This is a genomic window from Yersinia similis, from assembly GCF_001053095.1.
GTDB classification, from domain to species: Bacteria; Pseudomonadota; Gammaproteobacteria; order Enterobacterales; family Enterobacteriaceae; genus Yersinia; species Yersinia similis.
Genome location: NZ_CGBP01000009.1, coordinates 66,900 through 84,911, shown reverse-complemented (window position 1 = coordinate 84,911; position 18,012 = coordinate 66,900). Strand labels below are relative to the sequence as shown.

Here is an 18,012-nt window from a genome sequence, read left to right as displayed (position 1 = left end):
ATGACGGCTCTGTATCTTGCTTCTGCTTCTCCACGTCGCCGTGAATTACTGGCCCTGCTGGATTTACCGTTTGAGGTATTGAAAACCGAGGTTGAAGAACAGCGTAACCCCGGCGAGAGTGCGCAGGTGTATGTCCAGCGTTTGGCGCAGGATAAAGCACAGGCAGGTGTGGTTGTCGCACCGCAGGATTTACCGGTATTGGGTGCCGATACCATTGTGGTGCTAAATGGGCAGGTTTTAGAAAAACCACGGGATAAGGAACATGCACAACAAATACTGAGTGCATTGTCCGGCCAGCGGCATCAGGTGATGACAGCCGTGGCGTTGGCCGATCGGCAAAGCATGTTATCGGCCATGGTTGTGACAGATGTGACATTTCGCGTGTTATCTCAGTTAGAAATCAGTGACTATATTGCTACCGGTGAACCCATGGATAAGGCGGGCGCTTATGGTATTCAGGGGAAAGGTGGTTGCTTCGTCAGGGCCATTGCAGGCAGTTATCACGCAGTGGTGGGCCTGCCGTTAGTTGAAACCCATGAATTACTAAGCCATTTTATTGCGCAGCGTAATGTGAGAGGAATACATGACAGCTGAATTACTGGTCAATATTACACCGTCTGAAACTCGGGTGGCTTATATTGATGGCGGCATCCTGCAAGAAATACATATTGAGCGTGAAGCCAAAAGAGGGATCGTTGGCAATATTTATAAAGGGCGAGTCAGCCGGGTTTTACCGGGTATGCAAGCTGCTTTTGTTGATATAGGTCTGGATAAAGCCGCCTTCCTCCATGCTTCCGATATCATGCCCCACACCGAATGCGTGGCCGGGGATGAACAGAAAAACTTCAATGTACGCGATATCGCTGAACTGGTCCGTCAGGGGCAGGATTTAATGGTACAGGTGGTGAAAGATCCCTTGGGTACCAAAGGCGCACGTTTAACGACCGATATCACCCTGCCTTCTCGCTATCTGGTGTTAATGCCAGGAGCTGCCCATGTTGGTGTTTCCCAGCGGATTGAGAGCGAAGCAGAGCGCGAACGCCTAAAAAAGACGGTTGCGACTTATTGTGATGAGCAGGGCGGCTTTATTATCCGTACTGCCGCTGAAGGGATTGGTGAAGAAGAGCTATCTGCCGATGCCGCGTTCCTTAAACGTTTGTGGACCAAAGTTCAGGAGCGTAAGAAGCGTAATATCACCAAATATAAGCTGTATGGTGAAATGGCGCTGGCGCAACGCGTATTGCGTGATTTTGCTGGTGCGGCGCTGGATAAAATCCGCGTTGACTCAAAATTGACTTACGATTTACTGGTGGAATTCACCCGTGAATATATTCCAGAAATGACTGACAAGCTGGAGCTGTACACTGGGAAGCAACCCATTTTCGATCTCTATGATGTTGAGAATGAAATTCAGCGTTCACTGGAACGTAAAGTTGAATTAAAATCAGGTGGTTATCTGATTATCGATCAGACAGAAGCGATGACGACCGTGGATATCAACACTGGGGCGTTTGTCGGGCATCGGAATCTTGAGGAAACCATTTTCAATACCAATATTGAAGCGACTCAGGCCATCGCTCGCCAATTGCGGATGCGTAATCTGGGTGGGATTATCATTATTGATTTCATTGATATGAGTAATGAAGACCATCGCCGGCGGGTATTGCATTCATTGGAACAAGCACTGAGTAAAGATCGCGTAAAAACCAGTATTAACGGTTTCTCTCAGCTAGGCTTAGTCGAAATGACGCGTAAGCGTACGCGTGAAAGTATTGAACATGTTTTGTGCCATGAATGCCCGACCTGCCGTGGCCGTGGCACTGTAAAATCAGTAGAGACCGTGTGCTACGAAATCTTGCGTGAAATTGTCCGTGTCCACCATGCTTATGATTCTGACCGTTTCCTGGTCTATGCTTCTCCGGCTGTAGGTGAGGCGCTGAAAGGTGAAGAGTCACATGCACTGGCCGAGGTGGAAATCTTCGTTGGTAAGCAGGTAAAAGTTCAGATAGAGCCACTGTATAACCAAGAACAGTTTGACGTGGTGATGATGTAAGAGCCTCCCTGTGTTGTTGGCGAAGGTTCTAAGACGGTTCCGCTGTGGCCCTTGCAGCGTAATGGTCTCACCGCGGATTGAAAGGAGAAAGGCGTGAGGCGACTGCCCAAAATAATGTTTGCGACAGGCGCCACAATCATTGTTGTGGTGGCGCTGTTGGTCAGTACGCTACGCATGATGCTGCCTCTCATTAATGAGTATCGGCCGCAAATTGTGGCTAAGGTCCAGTCGGTCAGTGGTATCCCACTGGACGTCGGGTTTATGCAGGGAACATGGGAAACGTTTGGTCCGGCTTTGGAACTACGCGATATTCGCGCCCAAATGCCGAAGGCTGACTTGCAGATTCAACGGGTGACGCTGGCACTGGATGTGTGGCAGTCACTGCTGCACTGGCGTTGGCAATTCCGTGATTTGACCTTCTATCAGTTGCAGTTGGATCTGCACACTACACTGGATGTGAAGCAGAATAACGGCAGTAACCTTGAAACCAGTAATTTTTATAATATCTTCCTGCGCCAGTTAGATCGTTTTGATCTGCGTAATAGCCGCATCTCGTTTCTGACGCCATCTGGCCCCCGTGCTGAACTGGAAATTCCACAACTCACCTGGCTCAATTCTAGCACCCGTCATCGTGCCGAAGGGCAAATTAGCCTATCGACTATTAATGGTCAGCATGGTGTGGTGCAGGTACGTATGGATCTGCACGATAATCAGGGCATTCTGAATAATGGCACGGTATATATGCAGGCCGATAATATCGACCTTAAGCCGTGGATTAGCCGTTGGTTGCAGAATAATACTGGTCTGGATAATGCTGAATTCAGTTTGGCGGCTTGGCTGAGCATTAAAAGTGGTGAAATTTACCGGGGCAATGTGCTGCTCAGTCAGGGGCAGGCCAATTGGACGGTAGGCAGTAATTCACATCAATTATCTGTCGATAATTTTGTGCTGGAAGGCCGCCGCCAGGGCAATGGTTGGCAAATTGACGCGCCAGTACTGAACCTAAAAACCGATGGTCAAGCCTGGCCGGAAGGGCGCTTGTCGGCACTTTGGCTGCCGGAGAATACCCAATTTCTTGGCCCTGAGCAGCGTCAGGAATTACGTATTCGAGCCAGCAATCTTCAGTTGGAACGGATTGGGCCACTGTTACCCACCCTGTCACCTTTTACCCCAGAACTGCTGGCCCGCTGGGTAGATCTACAACCACAAGGGTATGTCGATGCACTGGCGTTGGATATCCCTATCAGCCAACTGGAGACAACCCGTTTTCAAGCCAAATGGCACGATGTTAGTTGGCAGTACTGGGGCCAACTACCCGGAGTTAATAATCTCGATGGCGAGTTGAGTGGGTCAGCACGTCTTGGGCGTTTGAACATCAACCTTAAAAACAGCCTATTGCCGTATGGTGACATGTTCCGCGCCCCGTTGGAGGTAAGCCAGGCGAGTGGCGCGCTAAACTGGCGTATTGATGATAAAGGCTGGGCGCTGTGGAGTGATCAACTGGATGTCCAAGCTAAATCGTTGTGGGGCAACGGCAGTTTTTATTATATGCAGCCTAATAAAGATCCGTCGCAGCTTAATCAAGCCCAGCCGTGGCTGAACATACTGGCGGGCATCCGCCTGTATAATGCCGCCGATGCCTGGCGTTACTTCCCGGTCTCGCTTATGGGGGAGAAACTGGCCGATTATCTGACGGAGGCGCTACAGGGGGGGCAGGTAGAGAATGCGACACTGGTATATAACGGTAATCCTCATGATTTTCCTTATAAAAATAAAGAGGGTCAGTTCCAGGTCTATGTCCCGCTACGTAATGCGGTTTTTCAGTTTCAACCGGACTGGCCAGCCTTAGATAATTTGGCCATTGACCTTAACTTCCTCAATGAAGGCTTGTGGATGAATGCGCCACACACCCTGTTGGGCAAGGTTACTGGCAGCAATATCAGCGCCATCATTCCTGATTACTTGAAAGAAAAACTGTATGTCGATGCGGATGTCCTCGGTGAAGGGCGCGATGTTCATGACTACTTTACCGCGACGCCACTTAAGGATTCAGTGGCCGAAACGCTGGATGAATTGCAGGTGGGTGGAAAAGTTAGTGGGCGCTTACACCTAGATATCCCGCTGGAAGAAGAGAGCATCACTCATGCTAGCGGTGAAGTGACTTTGAATAACAACAGCCTGCTGGTTAAGCCACTGCAAAGCCAACTGGAAAATATCAACGGTAAATTCCGCTTCTATGATGGCAACCTTGAGAGCGACACGTTATCTGCCAACTGGTATGGGCAGCCATTAACAGTTAATTTCACCACGAAGGAGCAGCCAAAGGACTTCTTGGTGAATGTCGGGCTACAGGGCGATTGGCTACCCGCTAAATTGCCCGGTGTACCGGATTCTCTTGCGAAGAGGCTCAGTGGCAGTGCCAATTGGCAAGGTAAAGTTGCGGTGAAACTACCCCAACACGGTAAGCCAGATTATCAAGTCGATGTCAGCGCAGACTTAAAAAAAGTAAGCAGTCACTTACCCTCTCCGCTAGATAAAACTAGCGGTCAGGTATTGCCACTGCATGTCCAGGTGATCGGTGGGCTGGAGGCATTTACCCTCTCTGGCAGCGCGGGTAACAATAATGCCTTCAACAGCCAGTGGTTATTGCAAGACGAGAAAGTTGAACTAGCCCGAGCCATCTGGCAAACCGACAGTAAAAAAATTCCATCTTTGCCTGATGATAAAGCGTTGGTATTCAAATTACCGGCCATTGATGGTGAGCGTTGGTTGGCACTATTGGCCCCCGAGCTGACGATGGCCGCTTCGCCTTTTGCGACATCCTCCACTCAACCGAAGATCAAAGGCAGTAAAACCAATGTCATCTTACCGAATCGGCTGACATTACAAACCCCCGAACTGTTGGTGGGTGGGCAGGCCTGGAACCAACTGACTTTACAGGCAGATCCCCTGCCAAGTGGTATGAAAATCACCGCGAAGGGGCAAGAGGTGGACGGTAGCCTGTTAATGGCAGACTATGGGCCATGGCATGCTGATCTCAATTATCTTTATTACAACCCACAATGGGGTAGCAGTGAGGCAAATAACCCGCTGGCGCAAGCGGTATCGCAGAAGCCACAACCTCCCAGCGGTATATCATTCAGTGATTGGCCTGTGCTGCAATTGCGCTGCAAGGCATGTTGGATACTGGGGCAGAATATCGGCCGGGTTAACGCTGACCTGACGCCCAAAGGCTCGTCTCTGGTACTGACGAACGGCTTAATTGAGGCCGGAAATGGGCGGGCCAATATTACCGGTCAGTGGCAGCAAGATAGCGCTGGCGATAAAACCATACTAAACATCGGTTTGAACGGGCCAAGAATAGATGAAACTCTCTCATTCTTTGGCCTGACCACCCTGATAAAAAATGCCTCTTTTGCTATTAACGCCGATATAAACTGGCGCGGCGTCCCTTGGGAGCCACAGATGAATACCCTCAGTGGGACGCTAAAGGGGCGGTTAGGCCGAGGGCAGCTCACTGATCTTGGTGGGGGCCGTGCGGGCCAGTTACTGCGTCTGGTCAGTTTTGACGCACTATTACGTAAGCTTCAACTCGACTTTAGTGATACGTTTAGTCGTGACTTCGCATTTGACTCTATTCTGAGTACGGCCACCCTTAAAAATGGGGTGATGAGTACCCATGACTTAGTGATTGATGGGCTGGCGGCAGATATCGCCATGAATGGCAATGTTGATCTGGTTAAGCGAACAATCGCCATGGAAGCCGTCATCACACCTGAGCTTTCCGCCACTGTAGGTGTTGCCACCGCCTTTGCGATCAACCCAATAGTTGGGGCGGCGGTATTTGCTGCCTCGAAGATTTTAGGGCCGTTATGGAGCAAGGTCTCGCTGATCCGCTATCAGATTAGCGGTAATCTGGATCAACCGACCATCCATGAAGTGTTACGTCAGCTAAAGGAGAATGAGGCACCATGAAAAATGCCAATGTTGCATTATTGCAGTTGTGCAGCGGTGAAAATACCCGTGACAATCTGGCTCAGATTGAGCAGCAGATCAAACAGTTAAATTCAGGTGTCAAATTGGTTATGACGCCTGAGAATGCGTTGTTATTTGCTAATGCTGCCTCTTATCGTCACCATGCGGAGCAACATAATGACGGGCCATTACAGCAAGAAGTGCGTGAAATGGCACGGCGCTACGGGGTTTGGATACAAGTTGGTTCCATGCCTATGGTGAGCCGTGAATCACCGGAGCGGATCACCAGCAGTAGCTTGTTATTTGACGATCAAGGAGAACTTAAAGCCCGTTACGATAAAATTCACATGTTTGATGTCGATATCAATGACATCCATGGCCATTACCGTGAGTCTGATACCTATCAGCCGGGGCAGCAGCTGACTGTAGTTGATACCCCGGTTGGCCGCTTGGGCATGACCATTTGCTATGATTTGCGTTTCCCTGGCTTGTTCCAGGCTTTGCGAGCGCAGGGGGCTGAAATCATTTCTGTTCCGGCGGCCTTTACCAAAATGACGGGTGAGGCGCATTGGGAAACATTGCTCCGTGCACGGGCTATCGAAAACCAGTGCGTGATATTGGCTGCTGCACAGGTGGGGCGTCACGGTGCTACCCGCCGGACGTGGGGTCATACCATGGCGGTCGATGCTTGGGGCAAAATACTTGGGCATAACCCAGATGTGGTGGCGGCACTAAAAGTAAGAATTGAAACCGCAGGTTTGAAGACGATTCGCAATCAAATGCCGGTCATGCAGCACAATCGCTTTCAGGCGACGCTAGAGCCGACATTGAATAAACCATCATCTAATTAAGAGTAAAAACTATGAGCCTCTCATTTGTCAGTGAGCAGTTACTCACTGCTAACAAGTTGAACCATCAGGACTTGTTCTCAGTGTTGGGGCAGCTAACTGAACGCCGCCTCGATTATGCTGACCTGTATTTCCAGTCCAGCTATCACGAGGCCTGGGTGTTGGAAGACAGCATCATCAAAGACGGCTCCTACAATATTGATCAGGGTGTGGGCGTACGTGCGGTAAGTGGTGAAAAAACCGGTTTTGCCTACGCTGACCAAATCACGTTGAATGCGTTGCAGCAAAGTGCCCATGCCGCCCGCAGTATTGTTCGTGACACTGGCAACGGCAAAGTACACACCTTGGGTGAGATTGCCTATCAAACCTTGTACCCGTTGCTAGATCCATTACAAAGCCTGTCGCGGGAAGATAAAATCGCCTTGTTACACCGGGTCGATAAAGTGGCTCGCGCCGCCGATAAACGGGTGCAGGAAGTTAGCGCCAGTCTGACCGGCGTGTATGAACAGATTCTGGTGGCTGCGACTGACGGTACCTTGGCCGCCGATGTGCGTCCGTTGGTCCGCCTTTCGGTCAGTGTACTGGTGGAAGACAACGGTAAACGTGAACGCGGTGCTTGCGGTGGCGGTGGCCGTTTCGGTTATGACTATTTCCTTGAAACCGTTGATGGCGAAGTGCGGGCAGATAATTTTGCTAATGAAGCGGTCAGAATGGCGCTGGTTAATCTTTCGGCTATTGCCGCTCCAGCGGGTGCGATGCCGGTAGTATTAGGCGCAGGCTGGCCGGGCGTGCTGTTACATGAAGCGGTTGGTCACGGGCTGGAAGGTGATTTCAACCGTCGAGGCAGTTCGGTATTCAGTGGGCAAATGGGCAAATTGGTGGCTTCAGAACTCTGTACGGTGGTGGACGATGGCACTATGCAAGGCCGCCGTGGCTCACTGGCTATCGACGATGAAGGGGTACCGGGTCAATATAACGTGTTGATCGAAAATGGCATTCTGAAAGGGTATATGCAGGATAAACTGAACGCGCGCCTGATGGGGGTAGCTCCGACCGGTAATGGCCGTCGCGAATCCTATGCGCACCTGCCAATGCCACGCATGACCAACACCTATATGCTGGCAGGGCAATCGACACCTGAAGATATCATCGCCAGCGTGGAGTACGGCCTGTATGCGCCAAATTTTGGTGGCGGTCAGGTGGATATCACCTCTGGCAAGTTTGTGTTCTCAACGTCCGAAGCGTACTTAATCGAAAAAGGCAAAATCACTCATGCGGTGAAAGGGGCCACCCTGATTGGCTCTGGCATTGAAGCGATGCAGCAGATTTCCATGGTCGGCAACGATCTGGCGCTGGATAAAGGCGTTGGTGTTTGTGGCAAAGAGGGCCAAAGCCTGCCGGTGGGTGTCGGCCAACCCACGTTGAAGTTGGATAATTTAACTGTGGGCGGCACGGCGTAGGTTTGCCAGAGAATACAATATTGGCATTAGGATTTGTTAGCACTAAATCTGATACTAAATTTAGTGCTAACAAAGCATCGGTATATTAGTTCAACCTATTCTCGCCAATGCTGCTGTCAGTATCAGCGATTTTAAAAAATCACCCAATGCCAGACTCAAAAAAACGAATGGGCAGCCCGTTGCAGTACTGACAAACAGGCATATTTCGGGTTATTACGTTTCGCCAGAAACATGGGAAACATTATCTGAGTATCTGGAAAATATTGAATTAACTGAGATTTCCCGCTCAAGAGTAGGAGAGAATCGCATTAGGGTTACACTGGATGAGCTATAAGCTGGAATTTGAAGAGAATGCCTTAAAATAATGGAATAAATTGGCTCATCCAATTTACGAACTGTATAAAAAGAAATTGATCGAGTATTTAGCAGGGTCCATGTTTCATCTTCCCATTCATCTGGAACCAAAGCCAACAGATATAAAGTTAAGTTATGCAATGTGGGTTATAAATTGGTTTATCAGGTTGAAGAGAATGAGGTTATTGTCGGCATGGTGGGAGAAAGTGATGGTAATGAGGTTTATCAAGCGACTGAAAAGCGTTGATTAAATATTGGGTATTGGTACTCGATTTTTTGTATATACCCTAAGTAATTCGAGTTGCAGGAAGGCAGTAAGCGAGAGAATCCCGATGAGCTTACGGTAGTGATTCGAGTGATTGAACGTAGCCAACGCACGTGCAACTTGAAGTATGACGGGTATAGACACCTTCCCTACTCAAATAGGGAAGGTGTTTTGAATTAATAAATTATAATGATGTTGAGTGTTGCCTTGTATATAATAAATAGGAGTAGTCATATAAGGCAGAAACATCCTCATTACGCTCTACTGCTTGAGGATTTGTTTTCCTGATAATGCCAACCGCACTGGCTGTTACAATATCAACCTGATATGTATCTTTATTCCCAGGCATTGTTCCTCCTAATGGATGAGTTACATTAAAACTACTTACTTCATTTGTTGCATACAGTTTATTAATGGCTAATGCCGATGCAATAATTCCACTTCTTCCATTACCCGCCCCACAATGAACGCCTACAATAGCACTTTCTTGTAGCTTTAATATTTTATTTACTGTGATATCTATTTGTTCAGTTGATAATCCCCCTTCGTTGAAAAAGTCTTCTATTTCATATTTTCCTTTAGTGATATAGTCAATTCCTTCATCGGCAAGCGCTGACTTATACGATTGGAGGTTTTTACTGGTCAAGTCCAAACCTATTAGAACTTCTATATGACTATTTTCTTTTAGCTCTGCTGCAGCATACATTATTTCTTCACTAGAGACTTTTTCTATTGGATAGGGGCGGTGCATAGTCGCTAAATTAATATCTTCAAAGAAATGATAATTTTTTATTGGACTAATGTAACCTGAATCAATGCTTCGAGTACTCCCAGAGCTTGAGCTATTTTCAGAAAGGGACGTAGCTGATGAACTTGATGATCCAGACTGCGTAAACATTGGCATATTCAAATATATTTGGTCTTGCTCCTCTTCACTTAAACCATAATTTAATAGTTCACTTTTTAATTCATCATCATTCTTTAAGCCTATATAGCTAAGCATGTTGACGTACATACTAATTTGTTCTTCAGTTAATAACCCATTGCTATCACTCCATCTAACCGGGTTATTCCTCACCATTCGGTATAAATTCAGTCCGTCTATAGTGCCAGCGGGGTCGGCGCTTAACCATCGGCCCAGCCATGGAATATAATAACGGTAACCGTAATAATACAGCCCGGTAGCGTCACGCTCTTTACCGGAATAACGTATGGTTTTATATTTAGCTTCCACGGTATTACGGGAGGCTAACACCGCGGTGCCGCCAAATGGGTAATATTCTTCCTGGCTGATAATATCACCGTCGCTGTCTAATTCGATTAACGCCGAGCCAAGGTGATTATCGAAACTGTAACGCAGTTGGTCATTGACGATATCAGCGGGTTGGCCGCGCTCCCAGTGTAATACCCGTACCTGAGCACGGCCCGCGGCACCCACGGTCATCACCTGAAAATCTTCTGTCAGATTATTGCCATTATATTGGCTACGCAGTTCCAGTCCCGCTAAATAAATGACTGAACGGGTTTGGATGGCGTTATGGGTTTTATGGAGACTGATTTTGACCACCCGGCTACCGCTGCCATCATAGAGATAGTTTTCGCTGTCACTGATGCCGTCGTTGCGGGGCACGGGCTCCACTTGCTGTAACTGATTGCGGCTGTTCCAGCACAGGGGTTGACCGGGTTGCAGTTGTCGCTGATTACCCGCCGCATCAAACTGGGAGCGAATATCACGGGCAGTGATGCCATCTTGTTGCTGAATGCCGTGATTGGACGAATCGGACACCGTGATATGGGTACTGTATTGGCTGGCACCGGTATGCTGAATTTTTAGCAGGTTACCGGCGCGGTCATAGTGGTAGCGGCGGGTATAGTTGACGAACTGGTTGCTGTCGTTCAGTGACGCCAGCGTGGGCAACTGGCTGTTTTGTATGCCGTTGGTATCGGCTTCACGGCCGGTGGCCTCAATAAGCTGATACAGTGCATCGTAGCGGTAAGTGGTTTCCGGCACGATTTTCTGATTACGGTAGAAGCGGGTGGCCTCGGCATCGTTATGGATGGCGAGAATATTCCCGACCGGGTCATAATCATAACGCAGGTCTTGTAACAGGGTCGGGCGGTCTTTCTTCGCTGGCCGGGTGGTTTTAATGGCGATTAAACGCTGGGTCTGGGGTTCATAACGGTATTCGGTAATCACCCCGTTGCCACTCTCTTCGCGCAGTTTTTGCCCGGCGGCTGAATAGGTGAGTGAGTATACAATGGGCTGCTCCACGCCATTTTTTACCGTTAACCACGAACCGATAAGTTGCCCGGCACGGTTGTAGGCCATGCGCTGGATATGGCCTTTGGCATCGGTTTGCGTGATTAACTGGCCGAGAGCATTGGTGGTGCTATGGCTAACAAACGGCGATTCACTCAGGCGAGTGCCCCAGTTCTCCTTTTCGCCAAACCAGTCAACCGGGCCTTTGGTATCCGTTAGCAGACGGCGCTGTTGCTGCAGTGGTATACCAATAATCGACTGGCTAATCAGTGCCTGTAAACCGGCGCTGTCGTAATGGCGCACGCATGTACCGTTGAGATTACAGCCTTTATCCTGTTCGCTATTTTCGCCATAGAAAAAGCGGTCGGTAACTGTTTTCAGGCCGCCGTTGGCTTGCTCGCGGTAACTTAGCGGGCGGCCTAAACTGTGCTCACCGGTCTCATATTCGACCCAGCGGCGGGAGTGGTGTGCATCCAGCGTGAACACCGTGCGGCCAGCACTATCAGCCAGTTGCAGTGTGCTGCCGCCATCGACGCTGTCGGTACGCAGGGGAACACCGCTGAGGCTGTATTGATAGCGGAAATTATCCACCTCAAGGCGTGGATCACGGCTGGCCGCTAGCAGGCTAAGGGCATTATAGTGGTTGCGATTAATGAGCTGTTCAGGCGCTTGGTGGGTATTGGTACGATTATAGGTCAGTGCGATGATAGCGAATCCCCGGTTATCGCGGATGGTGATACTGGGGGTGTTGGCGCACAGATCTGTGGGTAATGTATTGAGCATAAAAGGATTCCTTAACGAGTTATTTTACTGTGGTGACATCTGTTTTTATAAAGCCTGTTTTTATAAAACCTATCGTTGTGAAACCTGTTGCTGTAAAAAACGTAACGCGGATTCACGGTTAGCATTGCAGCGCACCATTGCCAGGCGAGCACGCTCCACATAATGTGGATAATCTCCCCAGGTTTGCACATCAAACGTCGGCATCTGACACGGTGAGAGCAGAACTTCAGGAAAAGGCAAACACTCATTTACCGTCACTGAAGGACTGCTGCTGCATGCGGATAACAGCAGCAGGCACAGGCTCCTCAGCACAGCGGTTACCTTTTTGCGCCAGTCGCAAGCGTTTTTGTAGTTCACTGCTTTTTTCTCCTTCCAGACGCTCTTGTTCCTGAGCTTGCTTGAGCTGAACCGTAGTAGCCTGAATATGCTGTGTGAGCTGCTGATTGATTTGCCCAATACGCGTCAATTGCGTGGTCAATTGCACATTCTCCTGATTGAGCCTATCCAGCGTTCGGCTGGCTTTCACACCCCAAACAATGGCGACAATACCGGCCAGTAGCATCATGGATTTACCCAGACCGAATAAGGTGCTCAAGCTGATCATGGGTAGCATTCTCTAGGGAGCTCAAAATGCGGGCCATCGCGAAAATTTTTCCAATCGCCCCCCCAGAGCAATGGCAGTTCCATCACCTTGGCGGCTTGCTTCATCGCCTTGGCAACATGTGCAAAAGCATGCCAGTCATCCCAAGGGATTCTGTTATTCACCATTGGCGCCAGATCAACCGCATGGCCAGTGAGATGGCGGCTGTTCATGGTTTTACTGTGGCCATTGAGTACCATTTGCCGCTGGCGTTCAGGGGTGCGTATCCCTTCGATTACCCTAAAATCAATATGGGATAAGGTGAGTGCGCGGCGTACTATCAGGACTAAGTCGGGATGAACATGGTGTAAGTTATGTTCACTTATTTGGCTTAGGCGAAACGTGGGTTTGTCATTCATCATAGGGTCCACCTGTTATTTACTGTGGCTAAAAAAGCGCTGCCAGAGATGTTTCAGTGCGGTGTTACCCATCGCGCCGAATAAGCCTGCGATTGCAAACGTGATATAGCGGCTACTCCCTGTTTCCAGGGTGAACAGGCTGCCTATCAAACCCGTAAAAGCAGAAACAATGACCTGGCAGAGAACACCTACCCAGCTCCACTCTTCATATTCGTTGTTTTGATCGACGATATAGCGCACTAATCCTCCCCAGGCCGAAAATGTGCCAATGATCACCCAGGTTATAAAAAAATCATCGATGGGTACCTGGACGTGCATTTTGTCAATATCCTCTGTGTATACCCGCCATCTTTCATGTTGCAGGTGCAGAGGTTGAGCACCTTTCTGCGCCTTAAGATGACTGGGTATAGAGCCTGACCGGGAAGGGGCCGGTTAGGCTCTGCGGCTAATATTAGGGATTCGGCGTGATTTCTGACGCCGTGTCATTTTCATCCTCGCTGATAACACACCACGGGAAATAGTGTGCTCGTCGCAGATAACCTTTGGCGGTGATCACTTTTATTTCTCGCCCGAGTGGGTCGTAAATATGGGTGTTGGCCCAGGACTCTTTGCGGGCGTTGTCATCAGCGATATAATGCCAGCCATCGAGGAAATAGGGTTGATAGCGGCGGATGGGCAGACCTTTATTGTCGTACTCGGTACGGCCAGAAACTGCCCAGCGTTGATTGCTCTCGTCTTGGGTGAGATGACCTTGTTGATCCATCTCCAGACCGCCCTCTCCTGTGTGTAAATAAGCGGTTCCTGCCTCCACCCGTTGCGCGCTTTGCAACACGCGGCCAAAGCCGTCGCTGAAAGCGAGAGTTTGTTGATGTTGTTGTGGCTCAGAAGCAGAAAAGTAGTTATCTACCGTTACGGTTAATACATGGGGGGGCTGGCGCACGGGATTTTCTAATGCCAAGCCAACATCTTCAGTGATGAGCAGGTTTTTTTGTCTTACCCAACGGCGTAGCGCAAGAGGGCAAAGATAATAGTTATCGATCAGAATATGATTCTGAAATAGAGACTCTAGAGTCAGGTTATTGGTTTCAGAAAATATTTCAATGTCACCAAGCTGTAACGAAATCATCCAGCTCTGAGGTTGATAGACAGAGAATTGCGCGACGGGAACGCGGATATTCTCCATGCTGATAGCGTCATCAACTGAATTGGGTACGGTAAAGGGGTGCTCAGCGATTAAAGGGAAACCGGTTGTGCTGACCTCACCGGTTTGTGAGTTAAGCTCGGTGCCCCAAAAACGGCTGGACGTAACGCGCCCGAGTGCATCCAGTTCAATGTGACGGGAGTTATCGTTGATATCAGTGAGTTGATAGGGGGTGATAAAACGATAATCATATTCAGCCTGGGTGGTACTGCCATCAGCCAATATCATTTTGGTAATAGCACAGCTATTTTTATCCCACTCTAAGGCCGTTTTTCCTACCAATAGTGAGCTACGTTGACTGATCGGACGGTAGAAACGAGATGCATCGCCATAGTCAGTAAACCCACGTTGGGCGATCCAAATATCCGTTTCTCCGGGGCGAGCAAACAGACGCGGTACCGATTGATAACCCGCATCAATGAGATGTTGTCCTCGTCCCTCCACGGGGAGCAGTTCATCCAGTGCGCTCAATGCTTGATCGTCAAATTCCGCATATTGGCTATAGGCGTTCAGGCCCGGAATGGTGTCCGAGGTATAGAAAACTTCCTGCTGTCCGGCAAAAGTTCGCTCTGCTTTCGTGCCGAGCAGGCCCTCTGGCTGCTGTAATTCTTCCCAATTAATCCCCTCTGTAGGCACGAAATTGTCGGGATAGGTCAGCACATCACTGCGCTGCCCGGCAGGTAGGCCCAGCACATAGAATTTATCACTTATCTCATGGTGATAAGATTGTTGGCTTTCAGTGATGCGCAACTGTTGCTGTTGTTCATCAAAATGGCTGTTCCAATGCTCATTTGCCAGCCAGGAGTATGGCGTGATACTGGCTTTATCACGACGTGGATAATGAATTGTCGCACTGTGCAGTGGGTGACCAAATTCATCGCAACGTAGGACAATCTGTTGGCTGCATTGCGGGTCTTGTACTATGCGTTCGTAGTGATAGTTGAGTTGCTCCAGCATCATCGGTAATGCTACCGGGGATGTTATTTCATCCGTAGAGGATTGAATTTGCCGCACCTGATAGCGAGAGTTGTTGACGCTATAAGGTTGTGTGGCCAGTTCGCTGTCGTCCAGACCATAGAGTTCGCTGCGCAACAATGAACCTTTCAGCGCACGGTGCAACCAATAAGCTTGATTATCATTGACGTCGCTTAAGGTTCCATCACCTTGTATTTCTTCGGTAAATTTCGTCAGACGGGAGGGTGGCAGCCCGTAGGCTTGGCTATCACCCTGCCAATATTCATGGAGCCAAAGCTGTTCATTGTCAGGTTGCCCGGTATGGAACCACTGGCAGGTCTTGGTTGGGGAAGTACGTTCTTGAGCGGACCCCTGTGCCGAGGTATCGGTATCCAGCGTATCAACACGGCCAAAGCCACAGAATTCCCGTTGTATGCCATCATAGAAACCATGATAGTAGCTGGCTTTTTGTGTCAGGCTGTTACCGGTGATTTCATCTAATTGCGTGGTTTGTGCTAATAGATGGATCGGGAAAGGCAAGTGGCACACTGGCTGATAGCCCTGTTTAGCCGCCAGTGCTTTTTCATCTAACCAGAACTGGACTGAACTGCGGTAGGACAGTTGGCTCTCTGCGCCCATATTGTTATTGGTAGTGCACAGTAAATAGGGTTTGCTGGCGACAAAATCATAGCGCCAGTGCTGTGGGGCCGGGTGTGGAACACTCAGGATGATGCTGGCAACACCCAGTCCTTGAATATCCGCCAGTGATAATTGGCAGCTATTATCAAAGCGAATACCTGCAGGCAGTGTGACTTCAACCGGTTTGGCAAAACGGTTACCACTCTGGTTACGGTAAATCAGTAATTGGTGTGCAGTGGCATAGATCAGGTCAATGGTGCCGGAACCATCAATATCTGCCAGATGGACCGCCAGCGGATTAAACTGCTCAATAGGCTGGTTAAATCCTGGTAAGGAGATGGGGTTACCAAAACGCCCATGGCCCCTATTCGGCCAGCAGGTGACGCTATCGTGGCGTACCCGAACAAGATGTTGTTGCCCGGAGCCAATGAGATCACTGAATGCCACCAGTTCACTGTAGTGCGCTCCCGGCAGGGGGAGCGTGATATTACCTTCTTGTGCTACTTGGGTTGCGGTAGCAAAACCATCTCGCTGATTGACATACAAGCGGACACTTTTTGGCCCAATCAGGGCGAGATCAGATAATCCGCTGCCGATTAAATCGGCCAGTTGCGCCTGTGGGTGGAAATACTCTGCTGGCAGAGCAGACAGCGGGGTAAATTGTGTCCAGCTTTGGTCGGGGTCACGGCTAAAGTAGCCTGCCAACCCCGGTTGGCTAATCACCCAATCCAGTTTGCCGTCACCATTGATATCCATCAAGGTGGCGTTTTCCCCCATGGCTGGCAGGGTTGGCAACGATTGGGCAGGACCGAAGGTGATGCCATTAAGGGTGCCAGGCTGACGAGCCGGTGGGCGATAACACCAATGGCCTCTGTCCTGATATAGCATCCCCGGTATCCCTTCGCCGTTCAGATCCACCATTTGGTACTGGTGGTTAAATTCTGCCCAATCCTCTAATGGCTGCCAATTGGCGGATAAATCCTGATCATCCGATTCTGTCGGATTGATTTCCTCTAATCGTTGCCGCCAATAGGGTTTCTCGTTATTGTCCGGGAATGTCTGATAATCAAATTCTAATGGTGGCAAGCTGCATGTTTTACCCTTTGGCTCGTGGGCTAAACGTTGGCAACCCACCAGTTGCGTGGCATAAACATCGTGCTGATAGTTCAACCGTAAGCGGCTGACCAATGTCGGTTGTTGGTCTGGTTCATTACCGGCCAGCGCTGACAAATTATGGTACATCAACACTTGCTGACACAGGCGGCGGGTACGGATTTCAAAGCCATAGTTAAAGTGAGAGAAGGCATCCTGACGGTAAGTCCAGGATTTGCCCTCTTCGGCTATCGGAACCTGATCGGCGATATTACTGTATTCGCCATGATCGAAAATCAGGCTAAATAACCAGCTTGTCTCCGTGGGTTGCTGAGTCAGACAATAGAGTTCATGAGCCACTTCTCTATTGCCATAAACCACGGTGCTTAGATAGCGTTGCGCACTGGCTGCGGGATGATTTTGTTTTTCATCCTCGTCAATACCTTGTTCATCTTCTGCCTGATACAGGTAGCAGATATGCTCGCCGCTCAGAGACACCGACTCTTCCAGCAGCCATTCAGCAATATGCTCAGGGTGCTGTGGATCGGCAATTCGGGCTGAGGCGGAATACCCCAAACAGTGTTTTTGACCATCTGAACCGTGGACTACCCAAAATGGTGCCTGGCTGTTATCTACCCTGGGTTGCCAATACTCAATGCGATTAAAGCTGCCTTCAATACGCGGCAGATAACGAATTACGCTGAATTGCTCCCCTTTTAATGATTGCTCAGTGCGTTCGATATTTCCCTGTTGATCAATGGCAACGACTAATACTTCACCACTCGGTGCCAGAAATTCATCATGTTCATCGTAGTGAGGCACTCGCTTGCTGGTTCGGCGGCAGATGGCCATGGTGTTAAGTTGCCAGCCAAGGCCAAACGGGCCGTTGCCATTGCCGCTACTGTAATTGAGTGCCAGTGGCGGGGCATAACCGCGGCCTGCGGAGATAGGCAGGGGTAGCGTCAGTGTTGCCATGCCACTGGGGCCGATAGCGCCTAAACTATCGCCCATACCGGTAATCGCACCGCCCCCTTTAGGGAGCGACAAGGGGGCAACGGCCACTTGCTGTTTACTGTTTTCCATAAAGGACTCTCCTATCAGACCCCATGTCGGGGCCTGTTGACTGAGG

General features: G+C 49.5%; 12 protein-coding genes. 6 read left to right on the top strand and 6 right to left on the bottom strand.

Annotation, left to right across the window (positions count from 1 at the left end):
- The 6 genes from AC971_RS09025 (at position 1) to AC971_RS25605 (ending at position 8,670) form a co-directional block, all read left to right on the top strand.
- Positions 1–594: a Maf family protein gene (locus AC971_RS09025; RefSeq protein WP_025381634.1), complete on the top strand. Its 594-nt coding sequence runs from the start codon at positions 1–3 to the stop codon at positions 592–594.
- Positions 584–2,053: a ribonuclease G gene (rng, locus tag AC971_RS09020; RefSeq protein WP_025381633.1), complete on the top strand. Its 1,470-nt coding sequence runs from the start codon at positions 584–586 to the stop codon at positions 2,051–2,053. The genes AC971_RS09025 and rng overlap by 11 nt, the downstream gene beginning before the upstream one ends.
- A 93-nt stretch (positions 2,054–2,146) precedes the next feature.
- On the top strand, positions 2,147–6,028 hold the full coding sequence (gene yhdP, locus AC971_RS09015) for an AsmA2 domain-containing protein YhdP (RefSeq protein ID WP_071825439.1): 3,882 nt from the start codon (positions 2,147–2,149) through the stop codon (positions 6,026–6,028).
- Complete coding sequence (gene nit1, locus AC971_RS09010; RefSeq protein ID WP_025381631.1) at positions 6,025–6,879, top strand: deaminated glutathione amidase; 855 nt, start codon at positions 6,025–6,027, stop codon at positions 6,877–6,879. The genes yhdP and nit1 overlap by 4 nt, the downstream gene beginning before the upstream one ends.
- Before the next feature lie 11 nt (positions 6,880–6,890).
- The gene (gene tldD, locus AC971_RS09005) at positions 6,891–8,336 is read left to right on the top strand and encodes a metalloprotease TldD (protein ID WP_025381630.1); all 1,446 of its coding nucleotides are present in this window, start codon (positions 6,891–6,893) and stop codon (positions 8,334–8,336) included.
- An 82-nt stretch (positions 8,337–8,418) separates the two neighbouring features.
- Complete coding sequence (locus AC971_RS25605; protein ID WP_071825542.1) at positions 8,419–8,670, top strand: type II toxin-antitoxin system Phd/YefM family antitoxin; 252 nt, start codon at positions 8,419–8,421, stop codon at positions 8,668–8,670.
- 469 nt (positions 8,671–9,139) lie between these two features.
- Here AC971_RS25605 and AC971_RS09000 read toward each other — a convergent pair whose 3' ends face one another.
- From AC971_RS09000 to AC971_RS08975, 6 genes are all read right to left on the bottom strand, one after another.
- On the bottom strand, positions 9,140–11,998 hold the full coding sequence (locus AC971_RS09000; RefSeq protein ID WP_025381629.1) for an RHS repeat protein: 2,859 nt from the start codon (positions 11,996–11,998) through the stop codon (positions 9,140–9,142).
- 69 nt (positions 11,999–12,067) lie between these two features.
- On the bottom strand, positions 12,068–12,256 hold the full coding sequence (lysC, locus tag AC971_RS08995) for an Rz1-like lysis system protein LysC (protein WP_038402038.1): 189 nt from the start codon (positions 12,254–12,256) through the stop codon (positions 12,068–12,070).
- The gene (locus AC971_RS08990) at positions 12,243–12,602 is read right to left on the bottom strand and encodes a hypothetical protein (RefSeq protein ID WP_038402037.1); all 360 of its coding nucleotides are present in this window, start codon (positions 12,600–12,602) and stop codon (positions 12,243–12,245) included. The genes lysC and AC971_RS08990 overlap by 14 nt, the downstream gene beginning before the upstream one ends.
- Complete coding sequence (locus AC971_RS08985) at positions 12,599–13,000, bottom strand: M15 family metallopeptidase (protein WP_012104403.1); 402 nt, start codon at positions 12,998–13,000, stop codon at positions 12,599–12,601. The genes AC971_RS08990 and AC971_RS08985 overlap by 4 nt, the downstream gene beginning before the upstream one ends.
- A 12-nt stretch (positions 13,001–13,012) precedes the next feature.
- On the bottom strand, positions 13,013–13,315 hold the full coding sequence (locus AC971_RS08980; RefSeq protein ID WP_002214300.1) for a phage holin family protein: 303 nt from the start codon (positions 13,313–13,315) through the stop codon (positions 13,013–13,015).
- A 133-nt stretch (positions 13,316–13,448) separates the two neighbouring features.
- Positions 13,449–17,966 (bottom strand): SpvB/TcaC N-terminal domain-containing protein, encoded by a 4,518-nt coding sequence (locus AC971_RS08975; protein ID WP_025381627.1) that lies wholly within the window; start codon positions 17,964–17,966, stop codon positions 13,449–13,451.
- Positions 17,967–18,012 lie beyond the last annotated feature (46 nt).

Excerpts from the sequence above, each read along its gene's own strand:
- tldD (WP_025381630.1), top strand. The coding sequence starts at position 6,891 with ATGAGCCTCTCATTTGTCAGTGAGCAGTTACTCACTGCTAACAAGTTG.
- AC971_RS08990 (WP_038402037.1), bottom strand. The coding sequence starts at position 12,602 with ATGATCAGCTTGAGCACCTTATTCGGTCTGGGTAAATCCATGATGCTA.
- AC971_RS09025 (WP_025381634.1), top strand. The coding sequence starts at position 1 with ATGACGGCTCTGTATCTTGCTTCTGCTTCTCCACGTCGCCGTGAATTA.
- nit1 (WP_025381631.1), top strand. The coding sequence starts at position 6,025 with ATGAAAAATGCCAATGTTGCATTATTGCAGTTGTGCAGCGGTGAAAAT.
- AC971_RS08980 (WP_002214300.1), bottom strand. The coding sequence starts at position 13,315 with ATGCACGTCCAGGTACCCATCGATGATTTTTTTATAACCTGGGTGATC.
- AC971_RS08985 (WP_012104403.1), bottom strand. The coding sequence starts at position 13,000 with ATGATGAATGACAAACCCACGTTTCGCCTAAGCCAAATAAGTGAACAT.
- rng (WP_025381633.1), top strand. The coding sequence starts at position 584 with ATGACAGCTGAATTACTGGTCAATATTACACCGTCTGAAACTCGGGTG.
- AC971_RS09000 (WP_025381629.1), bottom strand. The coding sequence starts at position 11,998 with ATGCTCAATACATTACCCACAGATCTGTGCGCCAACACCCCCAGTATC.
- AC971_RS08975 (WP_025381627.1), bottom strand. The coding sequence starts at position 17,966 with ATGGAAAACAGTAAACAGCAAGTGGCCGTTGCCCCCTTGTCGCTCCCT.